Annotated in this window: 14 protein-coding genes; 9 read left to right on the top strand and 5 right to left on the bottom strand. The window is 62.6% G+C overall.

Annotation, left to right across the window (positions count from 1 at the left end; translation table 11 throughout):
* Positions 1-22 precede the first annotated feature (22 nt).
* The gene (locus GJB56_RS15070) at positions 23-295 is read right to left on the bottom strand and encodes a WhiB family transcriptional regulator (RefSeq protein WP_019744832.1); all 273 of its coding nucleotides are present in this window, start codon (positions 293-295) and stop codon (positions 23-25) included.
* Between the two features lie 115 nt (positions 296-410).
* Here GJB56_RS15070 and GJB56_RS15065 point away from each other — a divergent pair, with 115 nt between their 5' ends.
* Positions 411-2,693, top strand: a complete 2,283-nt coding sequence (locus GJB56_RS15065) for an ATP-dependent DNA ligase (protein ID WP_113683258.1) — start codon at positions 411-413, stop codon at positions 2,691-2,693.
* Here GJB56_RS15065 and GJB56_RS15060 read toward each other — a convergent pair.
* Positions 2,593-4,134 (bottom strand): MFS transporter, encoded by a 1,542-nt coding sequence (locus GJB56_RS15060; RefSeq protein WP_113683257.1) that lies wholly within the window; start codon positions 4,132-4,134, stop codon positions 2,593-2,595. The genes GJB56_RS15065 and GJB56_RS15060 overlap by 101 nt on opposite strands.
* A 77-nt stretch (positions 4,135-4,211) precedes the next feature.
* On the opposite strand from GJB56_RS15060, the gene GJB56_RS15055 reads away from it, so the two are divergent.
* Entirely contained in the window at positions 4,212-4,859 is a 648-nt protein-coding gene (locus GJB56_RS15055) for a TetR/AcrR family transcriptional regulator (protein ID WP_060938193.1), read from the top strand.
* Between the two features lie 4 nt (positions 4,860-4,863).
* Here GJB56_RS15055 and GJB56_RS15050 read toward each other — a convergent pair whose 3' ends face one another.
* Positions 4,864-5,586, bottom strand: coding sequence for a TioE family transcriptional regulator (locus GJB56_RS15050; RefSeq protein WP_060938194.1), 723 nt, complete (start codon positions 5,584-5,586; stop codon positions 4,864-4,866).
* Positions 5,587-5,693: 107 nt separating this feature from the next.
* On the opposite strand from GJB56_RS15050, the gene GJB56_RS15045 reads away from it, so the two are divergent.
* Positions 5,694-6,917 carry an erythromycin esterase family protein gene (locus tag GJB56_RS15045; protein WP_113683256.1) on the top strand — a complete coding sequence of 408 codons (1,224 nt, stop codon included), beginning with the start codon at positions 5,694-5,696 and terminating at the stop codon, positions 6,915-6,917.
* Between the two features lie 5 nt (positions 6,918-6,922).
* On the opposite strand, the gene GJB56_RS15040 is transcribed toward GJB56_RS15045, so the two are convergent.
* Entirely contained in the window at positions 6,923-8,047 is a 1,125-nt protein-coding gene (locus GJB56_RS15040) for a serine hydrolase domain-containing protein (RefSeq protein ID WP_113683255.1), read from the bottom strand.
* 250 nt (positions 8,048-8,297) lie between these two features.
* Between GJB56_RS15040 and GJB56_RS15035 the strand changes: the two genes are divergently transcribed.
* The 4 genes from GJB56_RS15035 (at position 8,298) to GJB56_RS15020 (ending at position 12,186) form a co-directional block, all read left to right on the top strand.
* Complete coding sequence (locus GJB56_RS15035) at positions 8,298-8,831, top strand: NlpC/P60 family protein (protein ID WP_029255974.1); 534 nt, start codon at positions 8,298-8,300, stop codon at positions 8,829-8,831.
* Between the two features lie 65 nt (positions 8,832-8,896).
* Positions 8,897-9,583, top strand: a complete 687-nt coding sequence (locus GJB56_RS15030; RefSeq protein WP_020908708.1) for a response regulator transcription factor — start codon at positions 8,897-8,899, stop codon at positions 9,581-9,583.
* Positions 9,580-10,575: a HAMP domain-containing sensor histidine kinase gene (locus GJB56_RS15025; RefSeq protein WP_020908707.1), complete on the top strand. Its 996-nt coding sequence runs from the start codon at positions 9,580-9,582 to the stop codon at positions 10,573-10,575. The genes GJB56_RS15030 and GJB56_RS15025 overlap by 4 nt, the downstream gene beginning before the upstream one ends.
* A gap of 108 nt (positions 10,576-10,683) precedes the next feature.
* Entirely contained in the window at positions 10,684-12,186 is a 1,503-nt protein-coding gene (locus tag GJB56_RS15020; RefSeq protein WP_230090978.1) for a DUF4153 domain-containing protein, read from the top strand.
* 73 nt (positions 12,187-12,259) lie between these two features.
* On the opposite strand, the gene GJB56_RS15015 is transcribed toward GJB56_RS15020, so the two are convergent.
* Positions 12,260-14,596, bottom strand: coding sequence for an arylsulfatase (locus tag GJB56_RS15015; protein ID WP_113683253.1), 2,337 nt, complete (start codon positions 14,594-14,596; stop codon positions 12,260-12,262).
* Between the two features lie 205 nt (positions 14,597-14,801).
* Here GJB56_RS15015 and GJB56_RS15010 point away from each other — a divergent pair, with 205 nt between their 5' ends.
* Both GJB56_RS15010 and GJB56_RS15005 read left to right on the top strand, forming a co-directional pair.
* Positions 14,802-15,470, top strand: coding sequence for a TetR family transcriptional regulator (locus tag GJB56_RS15010; RefSeq protein ID WP_021332258.1), 669 nt, complete (start codon positions 14,802-14,804; stop codon positions 15,468-15,470).
* Between the two features lie 35 nt (positions 15,471-15,505).
* Positions 15,506-16,423, top strand: coding sequence for a TauD/TfdA dioxygenase family protein (locus tag GJB56_RS15005; RefSeq protein ID WP_020970412.1), 918 nt, complete (start codon positions 15,506-15,508; stop codon positions 16,421-16,423).
* Position 16,424 lies beyond the last annotated feature (1 nt).

Genomic DNA, 16,424 nt, shown 5'->3' with positions numbered 1-16,424 from the left:
GGGGGTCTCGTGTGAGCGGAGTTCACGCAGCTGAGCGTCGCAGTGCAAGGCGCTCCGACGGTGTCGTCCCACCCCAGACTCCGTGCGGTTCAGCGGTCTCGAGTGCAAAGGTCAGGCAGTCCCGAATGACCGGGCAGCGGAAGCACACCTGCTTCGCGGAACTCTCCCGTGCAGCCCGATTGCGTCCGCGCTCTTCACCCGGCGAATAGAACACCGCCGGGTCCACTGTTTTACAGGTGGCGAACATCCGCCAGTTGTTGTCCACCAACGGCTCCACGGAACTGCGAACTGTCATCGTGGTCTCCTCTCCCATCGAGAATCCAGTCTTGCCCGTGGCCTGGCACAGCGGCAGGTTTCCGATCCATCAGATTTCTACTGCCAGACGCAGCGCTATCCAGCACAATGAGGAGATGGCAACGACGGATCGGGGTCAGATCACTCTCGACGGCACAACCGTGTCCGTGACCAATCTGGGCAAGATCCTCTACCCCGAGAGCGGCACCACGAAGGCCGAAGTCATCGACTACTACACCCGTATCGCCGCAGTCATGCTTCCGCATGTCGTCGGTAGACCTGGTACTCGTAAGCGTTGGCCCAACGGTGTGGACGGTCAGTCCTTCTTCGAGAAGAACCTGGCGTCGTCTGCCCCTCAGTGGCTCACGCGTGCGTCGCTGCAACATTCTGATCGCGTCGTCACTTACCCGATTTTCGATTCCGTTGCATCCCTGGCGTGGCTGGGGCAACAGGCGGCACTCGAATTACACGTTCCCCAATGGCGATTCGACGGTTCCGAGCGTGGTCCGGCGACACGACTGGTATTCGATCTCGACCCGGGTGAGGGTGTCGGATTGACCGAGTGCGCCGAGGTGGCGAGGTCGATTCGAGATCTGGTCGCAACTCTGGGGTGGACGGCCTATCCGGTAACCAGTGGTAGCAAGGGAATCCACCTCTACGTTCCATTGGATCGAGCGTTGGACGGCAGTGGTGCGTCGACTGTCGCCAAGCAGATCGCCACCGGGCTCGAGAAGCTTCACCCGGATCTCGTCACCGCGACGATGGCGCGAAATATCCGGGCAGGCAAGATCTTCGTTGACTGGAGTCAGAACAACGCAGCCAAGACCACCATTGCGCCGTATTCGATGCGCGGTCGCGATCAACCCTATGTTGCCGCGCCGCGCAGTTGGGACGAACTCGACGATCCGAAACTGCGCCACCTGCTGTTCGACGAGGTTCTGGAGCGCGTCGAATCCGACGGTGATCTGCTGGGCGATCTGGATCCGCCGGTCTCGGCGTCTGTAGCCGATACGTTGACGCACTACCGCAACAAGAGGTCGGCCGACCGGACTCCGGAGCCGATCCCTGCTGCAGTGGACAAGGAGACAGCGGGCAATACCTTTGTGATTCAAGAACATCACGCCAGACGATTGCATTACGACGTTCGTCTCGAGCGGGATGGTGTGCTTGTGTCCTGGGCAGTCCCGAAGGGTGTGCCGACCAGTGCCGGAGAAAATCGGTTGGCCGTGCACACCGAGGATCATCCGCTCGAATACGCCACATTCTCGGGCACGATTCCGAAGGGGGAGTACGGCGGCGGTTCGATGACGATCTGGGATTCCGGGACGTACGAGACCGAGAAGTGGCGTGAAGACGAGGTGATCGTGCGCTTGAGTGGGGAGCGGGTGCAGGGACGCTTCGCGCTGATCCGGACAAAGGGTGATCAGTGGTTGATGCATCTGATGAAGGATCAGAACGCGAGTTTCGGAACGGAGTTTCCCAAGAATCTCGAGCCGATGCTTGCCACCGCTGGAACGCTCGAAGGTCTCGACCCGCAGGAGTGGGCCTTCGAAGGAAAGTGGGACGGGATTCGAGTGATTCTCGAATATCATTCGGGCACAATGTCGCTTCGCAGTCGCGCGGGTAACGACAAGACCCGGGACTATCCTGCCCTTGCCGGTTTGGCCGAGGTGCTGGACGGTCATGACGTGGTTCTCGACGGTGAGGTGGTGGCGTACAACGACGCGGGAGTTACAGATTTCGGCCTCCTCCAGCGAGGTGGGGAACCGGTGTTCCTGGCCTTCGATCTTCTGTACCTCGACGGAGTGTCTTTGCTGCGGAAGTCCTATTCGGATCGCCGCACCGTGTTGAATGCGTTGGCGGGCAAGGTCGGTGAGCTCGAGGTACCACCGCAGATCGAGGGCACGGCGGAGAACGCCTTGGAGGTGAGTACCGATGCCGGGTGGGAAGGGATTGTCGCCAAACGTCGTGCATCGGTCTACCTTCCAGGGCGGCGGGGGTCGAGTTGGATCAAGGTGAAGAACTGGCGCACCCAAGAGGTGGTGATCGGTGGGTGGCGCACCGGGCAGGGCAATCGAGCGCAGGGGATCGGGGCGCTGCTCATGGGAATTCCGGGTGAGGACGGATTGACCTACGTGGGGCGCGTCGGTACCGGATTCAGCGATCGTGATTTGGAGTCACTGCTTGCGGTGCTGAAACCGTTGCGTCAGAAGGAAAGTCCGTTCGAGGAGGAACTTCCAGCAGATGACCGCAAGGGTGCGGTGTGGGTGCGGCCTGAACTCGTCGGTGAGGCGCGGTTCATGGATTGGACGGCGACCGGACGCCTTCGCCACCCGAGTTGGCGGGGTCTGCGGGAGGACAAGAAGCCGGGCGACGTGGTGCGGGAAACAAGGCAATAACGGCCAACGCACTGAGAAACGCTGCTGCGGCACAGATCTGGATCCCCATGCACATCGCCGAAGTGTAAGCCTGATTCGCTGCCTCGGCCACAATGCTCACCGGGGGAGCGTCGGCGTGGATCTGCGCCAGATCGACTGTGGAAGTGCCGACTCCGGGTTCGAAGCGGGACCGGAAAACCGTTGCTACGACTGTCCCGACGACGGCGACGCCCAGAACTCCACCCAATTCCCGTACGACACTGTTTATCGAACTCGCCATCGAAGCCTGCTGGGGCGCAACCGACGACATCGACGCAGTTGTTGCCGGAGCCATGACCAACCCCATCCCGGCGCCAACCAGTGCCATGATCGCAGCCAGGACCCCGAACGGTGCGTACCTACCCGCGGCGATCGACAAGACCAACAGTCCCACGGACATGACCGCGAGGCCGCCCGCGATCGAACTGCGCACCCCGAGTCGGCCCACCACACGATCGCTGCTGGAGGCGACAGCCGCCATCACCAGTGCAAACGGAACTGCACCGACGCCGGCAACCAATGGACCGTAACCGCGAACGAATTGGAGGTATTGCGTGTACGTGAAGAGAACACCGAACAAGGCGAAGAACGTTGCGGCCAAGATGGCATTGGAGATGCTGAACACTCGGCTGGTGAAGATGCGCACGTCTGTCATCGGCGCCGGGGCCCGCAGCTCCCACCAGACGAACCCGGCGAGAAGTGCTGTTGCGCTGACGATCTCCAGCACCGTGATGGGCGACGACCATCCGCGAAGGCTTGCTTGGGTGAGGGCATCCACGATCAAAGCCAGTCCGCCGGCGGACAACAGGAGTCCGGGGATGTCGAAGGAACCCTTGACCATTCCTCCTGCTGAGGGCACAAGAGAAACCGTCGCGGCTATCACAACGGCGACCAGTGGGACGTTTATCCAGAAGACGCTTCCCCAACTGAAATGTTCGAGAAGTACGCCACCGGCCACGGGGCCGATCGCGATTCCCAGTCCGGCGGTTGCAGACCAGATTCCTATCGCCCGGCCTCTCTCGTGCGGGGCGAACATCGAGACGACAAGTGACAGCGTCGCCGGCATGACCAGTGCGGCGGCTGCCCCCATCACTGTTCTCCAGCCGATCAGCTGCAACGACGTGTGAGAGAGGGCAGCGAAGGCTGACCCGAGGGCGAACAAGGTGAGGCCGGTCAGAAGTATCCGACGGTGACCGAATCTCGCGCCGAGTCCACCTGCCGTGATGAGCAAGGCGGCGAACGCCAATGTGTATGCGTTGGTGATCCATTGCAGGTCGACGGTGGTCGCCCGCAGTTCGCGGGCAAGGGTCGGGATAGCGGTGTTGAGGATGGTGTTGTCGATCGTGACTACGACGAGGGATGTGCAGAGGGCGCCCAGTGCTGCCCATCGTCGCCGGTCAGTGGGTTCGAGGGAATTCATCATGTCCTTACGAATGTAACCTTACGAATGTTTAGTGATGAGAACGTACCCCCTCGCCTTACATGTGTAAAGTTTGTCGGGTGAGTGATGTTTCCGAAGATGCCGATGAAACTGGGACGAGTGGTTCTCGGAGTACTCGCGCCCGAAATCCGAGAGGAAGCGGCGCACGGCTCCGCGGAGAGATCGTCGCCGCAGCGGCGACGCTCATCGCCCGCACCGGATCGGATCAGGCGGTGACGCTCCGATCGGTCGCTCGCGAAGTCGGGATATCCGCACCATCTATCTACGGACACTTTTCCGATCGCGATGCCATTGTCGAAGCGGTGGTCTCCGAATCGCTGGAGCAGTTGCATCTCGCCGTGGCCGACGCCGTTTCCGCACACCCCGACCCGGTCGAGGGTCTGTATGCCGGGTGCTCGGCATACGTCGAGTTCGGCATTTCCGAGCCCGCTCGGTATCGGGTCTTGTTCGGGTGGTCCAGGCCGAAAGGTCGGTCACCACAATCGGATACGCGAGGACTGGCCGCCTTCAACACGCTGGTGACCAACCTTGACGCGTGCGTCGCCGCTGGGAGGTCGGCCAGCACAGACACTTTTGTCGATGCGGTATCGATCTGGACTTCGCTGCACGGACAGGTGATGTTGCGGGCCGATCTCCCGGAATTCCCGTGGCCGTCGACCGACACCGTCGGTGAGATGGTGAGGAGCCTTGCGCGGCTTGTGAACTGACGCCTCAACCGTTTGCTGATCGGCAACCAGGCGAGGTCTGATCCAGCATCGTGAGATAGGCATCGAGCTGAGCCGCGCCGGCGAGAAGGTTGCGACTGCGTGTGGCCAGCCGGTCTTGCCAGGATTCGAGGAACGCTGCCAATGAGTCCGCTCCGCCGGCCTCGCGCAGCGAATCGAGAAACTGGGCGACTTGCGGCAGTCGGTAGCCGCCGCGCCGCAGCTGCCGCGCGATCTCGGCGTCGCGCACACACTCCGGACCGTATTCGCGATAACCCGTTGCTCGTTCGCGCTCGGGGTGCAGGATGCCGTGCTCTTCCCACGTGCGCAGTGTCGCCGGGTGAACGCCGAGACGGCGCGCGAGCTCACCCACTGTCAGCGCTGGACCGTGGACCAGCGCCGGTGCCATGGTGGACAGAGTCCCCAGCGTTGCGGCTACCTCGGTGCGAGTTCCTCGCTCGGCGAGCAGTGTCACGTGTGCACTGTCGATCAGGCGGTAGGCGGACTCGGTGTCGCCCTGGTTGGTCGCACGCATGATTTCCGTGGCCCGCTGGTGCCCGTGACCGCCGCGCAATGCGAGGAAAGTGCGCAGGGCCTGCGCGTGCACTGGGGTGTATCGCCGGTAGCCGGAGTTGCTGCGCTCGGCCGGAGGAAGGACGCCGGCGTCGTCGTAATTGCGGATCGCCTGTGCGGACAACCCGTGTTCACGGGCAAGGTCGATGGGCCGCACTGATCACCTCCGATTGAGGCTTTTCACGGTATACCCCAGGTAATTGTTGTAAAAGTTTCACTCGAATCTTCAACGATACTGTCGAAGGCAGTCCACCTTCGAAAGGGATGATCATGTCCACTGCCTCAGCGCTGAGTGAGTTCGGCCGCCAACTCGAAGACGCGGCAAGTCTTGGTCGTGCCGTCGACGAAGTGCTCGCAGCACGAACCGAGGTGCCGGCTCTGCTCGCTCTCGGCGAGCCGACTCATGGGATCAAGGCTTTTCCGTTGCTGCGCAACGAACTTCTCGGCCAACTGGTCGAACGAGGATATCGGTCGATCGTGCTCGAAACAGATGTCTTTGCGGCATTGCTTGTCGACGAGTACGTGAACGGGGGAGAGGCGGACATCGAGAAGGTGCTCGCCACAGGCTTCAGCCACGGATTCGGTGCGGTACCGGGAAACCGCGAACTCGTCGAATGGCTACGCGAGTACAACGACGGCCGCGCTCCGGCTGACCGAGTTCGCTTCTACGGCTTCGACGCTCCGGTGGAGTACTCCGGTGCACCGAGCCCGCGCCGCGCACTGTCTGCGGCAGGTGACTTCCTGCCCGCCGCGTTGCGGCCACAATCTCTCGACGACGCCGACCTCTTCCTGGGGCAGGACGCCGACTGGACCAACCCGGCGGCGATGTTCGATCCGGCTGCGTCCGTCGGCAACTCCGATCATGCTCGCGCCCTGCGCATCATTGCGGACGACCTCGGCAGCGTCCTTCGGCGCGCCGCACCAGTGCTGCGACCCGCCGACCCTGCCGGGTACGACCTGGCCCTTGCACATTCACGCACCGCTCTGGGGCTCTTGCGGTATCACTCCGCGATGGCGAGTTCCGCTCCTGATCGCATTGGAACACTGCTCAGTCTGCGTGCCGAGATGATGGCCGAGAACCTGCTGGCGGTCATCGCCCAGGAGCAGCGACGCGGGCCGAGCCTGCTGTTCGCACACAATGCCCATCTCTTGCGAATGCCGTCCGACATGCCGGTCAACGGCAACGTGGTCAGTTGGGGGAGCGCCGGCTCACTTGTCGGACTTCTCCTCGGGGAGCGTTACGTATTTTTGGCAACCGACGCCAACCCCGACAGTGATCCGGGCACGCTTCAGGGAGCGTTGGCCGATGCGACCGGTCGGCGTGCCCTGTTCTCGACTCCGGCCCTGCGAGCCGCGCTCGGCCCGTCGATCACCGCGGGAGAAGCGATCCTGCCAGGGCATCTGCCGCTGAAACCTTCGGAGTTGGACGGCGCCGACGCGGTCATCTTCGTCGCGGATACTGACGGGCAGCGTCATCAGTACTGGTAACAGCGTCAGGGGCAGAGCGCGTGCGAGAGTATCGCGACGGTGTCCGGCTGGTCCTTCGGCGTCGACGTCAGCGTCACGGTGAACGCACGATCCGGCGTCGCACCGGACAGCGTGTAGTACCCGTAGATCCCGCCACTGTGGCCGGTATAGGTGACGCCGCAGGGAAGTTCGGTGGCGCCGACGCCCATCCCGTACCCGAGCCCCTCGGCTTCGGTGGCGCCGACCTGAGGGGTGGTCATCTCGGCAAGCTGCTCGGCCGGCACCACCTGCCCGTCGAGTAGCGCACGCCAGAAGGCGTTCAGGTCTGTGCCCGTCGAGACCATCGCTCCGGCAGACCAGGGGATCGACGGTTCCGTGCGGGAAACGTCGGTCAGGCCACCATCGAGATCCTGATAGCCCGTCAGGTGATCGCCCCTGATGTCGCGCTCACCGGCCGCCGGGAGGTACGTGTCTTCCAGGTCCAGCGGGTCGAGTATCCGAGACTGAAGTTCGTCGGCGTAGCTGCGGCCGGTCACCGATTCGACGAGCATTCCGAGAACGATGTAGTTGGTGTTGGTGTAGACGAACGACGTTCCGGGGACGAATTGCGCCGGTTTGCCGAGGGCGATGGCGACCGCGGCGGACGGCGTCAGCGTTCGGTCCTCGTTTGCGGCAATCCATTCGTCGGCGCCGGGTTCTCCGGCGAACTCGGGTAGGCCGCTGCGATGTTGCAGCAGTTGCCGCACGGTGATTGCGCTGCCATCTGTGCCACTGCCATCTGTGCCACTGCCGTCCATGTCACTGCCGTGCAGTAGGCCCGGGAGGTACTGCTCGATCGGTGCGTCGAGGTCGACCTTGCCTTCGGCCACCAACTGCAGGACGAGTGAAGCGGTGAATGTCTTTGTCACACTTCCGATCCGGACCCGATCATTCTTGCCGATCGAATCGCCGTTGGTCCGATTGGGTACGCCGCTGGTCATGACAGCCGTCGTGGTGCCGTCGTCGAGTGTTGCGATCGACCCGACGACACCCGACCTGGTGAGTCCGTCGAGATCCGATTGAATCTCCACTGCGCGCTGGAGCGTCGAGCAACCGATCAGCGCCGTGGTGGCTCCGATGATGACCGCGGCGACAAGGAGGTATGAGCGCATGATTTCGAATCTAGGGATCCGCTGGCTCCGACGGATCCAGGAAATCCCCGATCATTCCCTGATCTTTGCCAGGCCGGGACGTAAGGCCTGTTTGTCGAAAACCGACAAATGGGATCAATGATTCCTGTCCGAACACCACGTCTACGCCGTTAACATCCGAACGAAGTGTTTGTTTTCACGTGTCTTACCAGTTCACGGCTATCGAGGTGCGCTGCCGCGCGCCGAAACGACTCCCACGAAGGACGGATGCATGAAGAAGTCGACACTCCGCACGGGAACGGTCGCTGCTCTGCTGACCGGAAGCGTCCTGTTGCTCTCCGCTGCCCCCGCCTCGGCCGACCCGGGAAGCCTCGGTAGCGGTGGCAGTAGCGGGAGCTCCGGCAGCCTGGGAAGCGCAGGAAGCATCAGCAGCGGATCAGCCGCCCTCCCCATTCCGAGTCCGGCAGGCCTGATCGCGCTGGCAGCAGCGAGCACTCAGACCGGAAAGCCCTACCAATGGGGCGGAGTCGGGCCGAACTCGTGGGACTGCTCCGGGCTGGTGCAATGGGCGTTTCGGCAGGCCGGAGTGAATCTGCCACGGACCAGCCAACAGCAGGCCAACGTCGGACAGCCGGTTCCTCGGTGGGCCCTCGCGCCCGGCGACGTCATCACCTTCTACCCCGGTGCGACGCACGTCGGCATCTACGCCGGATTCGGAATGGTGTTCAACGCCTACGGAGTTGGTGTTCCGACCGGACTGACGCCGCTGGCGGATCTGCCGATCAACAACATCCGCAGGTTCTAGAACCTGCACAGAACCTTCACAAGTCCTCCCAGGTTCATCCACGAGGGCCGAATACAGTCAGTTCCATGAGTCAGCGAAGAGTGCTCGTGGTCGACGACGAGGTCAGTATCTGCGAGTCCATCGCAGCGAGGCTGCGTGCCGAGGGCTACGACGTCGAGTTGGCATTTGACGGCCCCAGCGCTGTGACCCGCTGCGAGCAGATGGATGCCGACCTAGTGGTGCTCGACGTGATGATGCCGGGATTCGACGGCCTCGAAGTTTGCCGCCGCATCCAGGCCGTGCGCCCGGTGCCCGTGCTGATGTTGACCGCTCGTGCCGATGAAACCGACATGCTGATCGGTCTCGGCGTCGGGGCCGACGATTATCTGAGCAAGCCGTTCAGCATGCGTGTCCTCGTCGCCCGTGTTCAGGCATTGCTTCGGCGCGCTGATCGTGCGGAGCACGCTGCTCGCCCGGTGGCCGACTTGCTCGAGTTCGGCGACGTCGTGATCGACCTGACCGAACGTCGAGTGCGTCGTGATACGCAGGAAGTCCACCTGACTCGCACCGAATTCGATCTCATCGCCTACCTGGCGGAGCGGCCGCGAGCGGCGATCCCGCGGGAGTCGCTGCTCGAGGAGATCTGGGGCTGGGGTGAGGGAGCGGGTAGTCGGACCGTCGACAGCCACGTCAAGGCTCTACGACGCAAGCTCGGACCTTCCGTGATCCGGACCGTTCACGGCGTCGGGTACGCCTGGGACGTGCCGCGATGAGCGGCGTCGACCGACTCTTTGCACGGTGGCCGCGGCCGCTGGACCCGATGCGATCGTTCAAAGTGAAGGTCGGCCTCCTGGTTGTCGCAGCGCTGTTGTTCGCCGCGGGCGGTTTCTGGCTGACGTCGCAACAACCGTTTCGTTTTGCTCTCCTGACGGCGCTGGTTGTCGCTCTCGGAGTTACACAAGTGCTCGCACACGGAATGACGTCACCGCTTCGCGAGATGACAGCCGCGGCGAAGGCGATGGCGCGCGGCGATTATTCGCGGCGGGTACGAGCGACTTCCCGCGACGAAGTAGGCGAACTCGCCCATGCGTTCAATCGGATGGCCGAGGACCTCGGGGCCGACGACCGGTACCGCCGCGAGTTGATCGGCAACGTCTCCCACGAATTACGGACGCCCATCACCGCTTTGCAAGCCATGCTCGAAAACGTCGTCGACGGTGTCGAAGAACCGGATCCGGCGATGATGAAATCGGCGTTGCGGCAGACGGAACGACTGGGAGCGCTGGTGGCCGACCTTCTCGACCTCTCGAAACTCGAGGGTGGCGCCATGCCGTTGAAGCGCCGCCGTTTCGAGGTCGAGCCGTTCCTACGTGAGCTGTCGAGTGTGAGTGCGGGCGACATCGAGATAGACGTCAAGCCTCCGAAATTGTCCGTGGTAGCCGATCCGGATCGCCTCCATCAGGTGGTGACCAACCTGGTGGACAACGCGGTTCAGCACGGGAACGTCGACACGAAAGTTGTCATCCGAGTGCGTACCGGCAGTGCAGGGGAGTTGGTGCTCGATGTCCACGACGACGGCCCCGGCATCGAGCCACAAGCCCGTGAGCGAGTGTTCGACCGCTTCATCCGCGGCGGATCGACCGACGGGGGTACCGGGCTCGGCCTCGCGATCGCGAAGTGGGCGGTCGAATTACATGACGGCAGGATCGCCGTCGTCGATGCCCCGTCTGGCTGCTGCATTCGAGTAGTGCTGCCGCAGAGCTGAATCAAAGTTTCCAACGAGATCGAGAGATCTCGCGATGGCGCATGCCTTCATCAGACATTCGCCTGTAGTTCCGAACCCGAAATTTGAACCCGAAACATGGGAGATCACATGAGCGCTCCAATAATCATTCCGCCGAAAGCGCCGATACCGGTTGCAAAACCCAAGCGACCCAGCCGGTTCTGGCGTCCCGATCGCACGTCGATGGCCACCCGCTCGATGCTCGTCGGCGCGAGCGGCGTTGGGGCGCTGGCGGCCCTGATGCTCGATCCAGGGTTCGTGAGTATCGCGTACGTGATCGTCGGTGTCGGCGTGGTGATCGTGTTCGGGATTCTGACGCCGCCGCGGATGTCTACGACGCAGTGGGCCGCCGCGATGGGGATGCTCGCACTTCTGGGCGTTGCCGCCGTTCGCGGTGCGGAGTGGTTGGTGTTCCTCTGCGTCGTAGCTGCGTGGGTTCTGTTCACGTGGACTCTGATCGGCGGGCGGACGTGGACCGGAATACTTCTGGGAATGTTCGCTCCCTGGCGGGCACCCCACCGTACGGTCAACTTCGTTCGTCGTCGAAAACTTGCTACCCGCTCCGCTCCGCGGGTGCCGGCGGCGCGAGTTGTCGTCGTGAGCGCAGTGTCGATTCTTCTCCTGCTGATTTTCGGATCTTTGTTCGTGAGTGCGGATCCGGAGTTCGCGAAGATCTTCGGCGGCTTCGCTCCTGCCATCTCGGTGTCGAACCCGGGGGCACGGATCTTTGCCGGCGTGGTGATGGCGTTCGGCACGCTGGTTGCGGTGTACCTGCGTCGCAGAACGCCGACGGTGGACGCGTTTGCACCTGCGCCGGCGACGCCGTTGCCGATGTGGGAGTGGGCGGTCCCGCTCGGAGTACTCAACGTGCTGTTCCTCGGTTTTGTTGCAGTACAGACGAAGACGCTGTTCGGGGGAGACGAGCACGTACAGGTGACCGATGGACTGACCTACGCGGACTACGCGCGTGAGGGTTTCTGGCAGCTCATGGCGGTTACCGTGCTGACGCTGCTCGTCATCGCCGTCGCAGTGCGGTACATCGACCGCCGCGACGCTGGATCGAGGCGTCTTGCCCGCGGACTGTTGGGTGCCCTGTGTGTCTTCAGCCTGGTGATCGTGGCGTCCGCTGTGCACCGGATGTGGTTGTACGAGAATCAGTACGGTTTCACGGTGCTCCGGGTCAGCGTCTTCGCGACAGAGCTGCTTCTTGGCTTCGTGTTCGTGTTGTTGCTCGTCGCAGGTATTCGGATGTCCGGGAAGTGGCTGCCCACAGCTGTTCTCGCCACTTCGGCCGTCGCGCTGCTTGCCTTCGCGGTGTTCAACCCCGATGCGTACATCGCGCAAAAGAACGTGGAGCGGTTCGAGGGCGGCAAGAGCATAGACGTTTCCTACTTACGCGGGCTCTCCGTCGACGCGGTACCTGCCTTGGATCGTCTACCGGAACCGCAGCGTTCATGTGCCTTGAGCAGATATCGATTCGGAGTGCCGGGTACCACTGCGCCCTGGGAGTTCAACGCAGCGCGTGAGAAGGCGCGCGACATCCTGGAAGCTCGCCCGGTCGGGCCGTGCCTGCAGATGTACACGGCCGGATAGACGCAGGGCGATTGTGCAGCCGCACGGCAGATATCGCGCGCGGCTGCACAATCGGCGAGCGTCGCCTGTTCGATCAGTGCACGGCGAGTGAGATTTTCTCCCGTTCCTCCGCGGACACCACGTCGCGGGTGGAGCGTAAGTCGATCGTCACGCTGTTGAGTTTGCCGCCGTAGCGGAACGTGCCCTTGTCCGCGAACTCTTCCGCGACCGGGCTTCCCCGGTTGATGCCGACGTCGAGCTGTTCGTTCATGCTGAAGATCGCCCGAGTGGTCTTCTCGATCCGACCCTCGGAGACCACCTCGTCGTCGACGCTCAGGGTTGCGGTTCCACCCTTGCCGATTCCGCCGCCGTCGTACTCGAAGTGGACGGACACCTCGCGCGCATCGGGTGCCAGCGGGTTGCGCCCACGCACGAAGGTCCGACCACCGCCGCTGAAGTTGTAGCAGTAGACGGGGACGGAATCGAGTATGTACAAAGCGAATCCGCCGAACCGGCCACCGAGGCTGACCAGCATGCCGTCGGCGACGCTACCCAGACTCGCGGTCAGCGTGTACGAGCGGTTGAAGAACGTCGGCGCGGCTTTCTCGACCAGGCCGTTCATGTGTGGGTACAGCGTGAGGGTCTTTCGGCCCATCATCGGATGCGGGGGTCGTGATTCCGCGGTGGCGTGGCGACCGACCGTTCTGTCGTCCAGCGGCAACACCTGATATTTGGCCGCCTCGACGAGGAACTTTTCCTTGAGCCGGGCCAGGATCTGGGGATGCTCGTCCGCGAGATCGCGGGCCTGCGACCAGTCGACCGAGGTGTCGTACAGCTCCCAACGGTCTTCGCTCATCGGTGCGAGCTCGAGGCCGTGAGTGGCCATCAGCCAGGGTGCGCGGTGGGCCGTGACTGCGGTCCAACCGTGATCGTAGATTCCGCGGTTGCCGAAGATCTCGAAATACTGTGTGGTGTGGCGCTCTTCGGCGTCGGGCTCGGCGAAGGTGTAGTTCATTGCCACGCCTTCCATCGGTTTCTGGGTGACCCCGTCGACGCTGGTCGGTGCCGGAATACCGGCAGCTTCCAGGATTGTCGGCGTGATGTCGACGCAGTGATGCCATTGCTCCCTGACGCCTGGCTTGTCGATCCCCTTGGGCCAGTGGGCGATCAGACCGTTTCGGGTACCGCCGTAGTGGGACGCAACCTGCTTGGCCCACTGGTACGGGGTGTCGAGAGCCAGAGCCCACGACGCCGGATAGTGCGGGTAGCTGGTTTCGGTCCCCAATTCGTCGTAGCGCGCCAGTACGTCGGATGTCGCACTCTTGTAACCGTTGAGGCCGGCGAGGTAGTTGAACGAGCCCTCCATGCCGCCTTCCGCGGAGGCGCCGTTGTCACCCATCATGTAGAGCACCAGAGTGTTGTCGAGTACACCCATTTCCTGCAACCGGTCGACGAGCCTGCCTACCTCGTCGTCGGTGTGCTCGAGAAATGCCGCGTACAACTCCATCAAACGGGCCGAGACCTTCTTCTGGTCGTCGTCGAGTTCGTCCCAGTGCGGGAGCCCCGGAGCCCAGGGGGCCAACTCGGTGTCAGGAGCGACGACGCCCAGTTCCTTCTGCTTGTGGAGGGTGATCTCACGTTGGCGATCCCACCCGTGATCGAATTCGCCGACGTACTTGTCCAGGTAGCGGTCCGGGACCTGAAGTGGAGCGTGGCACGCGCCGAAGGGGAGGTAGCAGAACCACGGCTTGTCCGGGTCCATCGTGTTGACGCCCTCGACCCATTCGATCGCGTGGTCGACGAGATCTTCGGACAGGTGGTAACCCTCCTGTGGCGTCTTGGGTAAGTCGACCATCGTGAAGTCCTCGTAGAGAACCGGGGTGAACTGATCGGACTCGGCACCGAGAAAACCGTAGAACTTGTCGAAACCCTCACGGACCGGCCACCGATCGAACGGCCCGGCAGCGGTGGTCTCCCACGTCGGGGTCTGGTGCATCTTGCCGAAAGCGCCCGTCGCATAGCCGTTTCCCTGCAGGACGCGTGCGACCGTGGCGGCAGAGGCAGGGCGGGTACCGTTGTATCCCGGTGCCGCGTTGGCCATTTCGGAGATGACACCCATACCGACACTGTGGTGGTTGCGCCCGGTCAGTGTGGCGGCACGCGTCGGCGAGCACAGAGCCGTGGTGTGGAATCGGCTGTATTTCACGCCGGTTTCGGCCAAACGCTCGGCGGTGGGCGTGCGGCACGGGCCACCGAACGCGGAGGGTGCGCCGAATCCGACGTCGTCGATCATGATCAGCAGCACGTTCGGGGCCCCGGCCGGCGGGCGAAGCGGTTCCGGGCGGGTGTACGGGGGATTCTGATCGGGGTAGTACACGGCGGCCGCGACGTTCGGCGTCTCGGGAATGATCGGGATGGAATGGCGATTCACCAGCAGGCTCCTTGGCGTATGCAAAACCGGGTCGATTAAGCAGTCGTCTTAATCTGGAGCGTATCGATCGGAATTCAGTTGGCGGCGTAGGTCTCGCTGACTGGGATAATCACCCCTGTGAGTGGTTAAGGAGTCCCTGCACTCCCTAACCGCGCACAGGGGGTGGGTCTTGCGAAATTAAGTCAGTGACTTATATGGTCGGTATATGCCCGCCTCGTTGGATGCCAAGAACGCCATGATCGCCGTCGCCGAGCGGATGTTCGCCGAGCACGGTATTCACGAAGTGTCCATGCGGGACGTGGCGACTGCGGCCGGGCAGCGCAACAACTCTGCAGTTCAGTATCACTTCGGCGGGCGAGACGGTCTGGTGCTGGCCGTATTCCGGCATCGGATGGATCAGATCAATGCAGCGCGACTGACGTATCTCGACGACGTCGACGCCAGTGGGCGGACCGACTTGGTCCGTGCTTTGGTCGAAGCCTTCCTGTACCCGCTGGCCGATTTCATGGCGACGGTCGACGGGTCCAACTATGCGCGGTTCATCGCGAGAATTTCACCGTCAGTAGATACACAGAGTGCTGAGTTTCGCGAGGTCAGTGAAGGAATCAACGAGGTAGTCGGCAGGTTGACGCGGGCGTTGCCGCATCTGCCCCGCCGCGTCGCGGTGGAACGGATCGATCTGACGTTCAACATGAGCGTCTCTGCTCTGGCCATCTTCGAGCAGCGCCGCGAAGACGAAAACCCCGTTGTGCAGGCAGATTTCGATACGACGGTGGATCATCTGGTCGATCTCGCGGTAGGAGCACTGACAGCGCCCCAAAGCGCACACAAACGCACACGAGCAAAGCGGGTGCACGCGTCGACTGACGTGTGACCCCGCGACACGACACGACAGGACGGAGTCATTCGATGGCTACCCTTACATCATCACGAACAGTCCAAATCGGCAATCACACAATCGAATTCGGACCACGCGGAATGAGGCGCAATCCGGAAGGCGTTGAATCGAGGCCGTACGAGCGGTTCACTCTGACACCCGTCACACCGTTCATCGGTGCCGAGATCAGCGATATCGACTTGCGTGATCCGTCGGAGGAGCAGATCGAGGACGTGCGCCGGGCCCTCCTCGAATGGAAGGTCGTGTTCTTTCGGGACCAGCCGATTTCGAGCTTGAATCATCGTGACTTCGCGGCCCATTGGGGTGAACTCGAGGTCCATCCACTTCTCCCGCAGGGAGAGGTCCCGGCAGTCGTCAGATTCGAACGCGGAGAGGACAGTCCAGGAACGGAGAACATCTGGCACGTCGACGTCACCTGGACGAAGACGCCGCCACTCGGTTCAGTACTTCGGGCGATCGACGTACCGCCTGCCGGTGGTGACACGCTCTGGGCCGATATGGGTAACGCCTTCGACTGCCTCCCCGACGAGATCAAGGACTTGATCGACGGCAAGGACGCCATCCACGATTTTGTGCCGTCCTTCGGACGCGGCATGAGCCCGGAGAAGTTGGAGCAGATGAAGGAGCAGTACCCGCCGGTTCTGCATCCGATGGTGCGTAAGCATCCGGAGACCGGGCGGAAGACGCTGTTCGTCAACAGCCTCTTCACCACCCACATTCCGGATATGGATCCTGTCGAAGGCAACGATCTGCTCAACCTGCTGTTCGCGCAGGTCAAGGTCCCGGACTTTCAGTGCCGCTTCAAGTGGGCGCCGAATTCCATTGCCTTCTGGGACAACCGGGCCACCCAGCACTACGCTGCGAGCGACTACTTCCCACATCGCCGCGTCATGGAGCGGGTGGCCATCCTGGGGGACGTGCCCTTCTGAT

It is taken from the genome of Rhodococcus sp. AQ5-07, from assembly GCF_009707305.1.
In the GTDB taxonomy this organism is placed as follows: Bacteria; Actinomycetota; Actinomycetes; order Mycobacteriales; family Mycobacteriaceae; genus Rhodococcus_F; species Rhodococcus_F erythropolis.
Note: the sequence above shows the minus strand (reverse complement) of the source record. Positions and strands in the feature narration are given on the sequence as shown.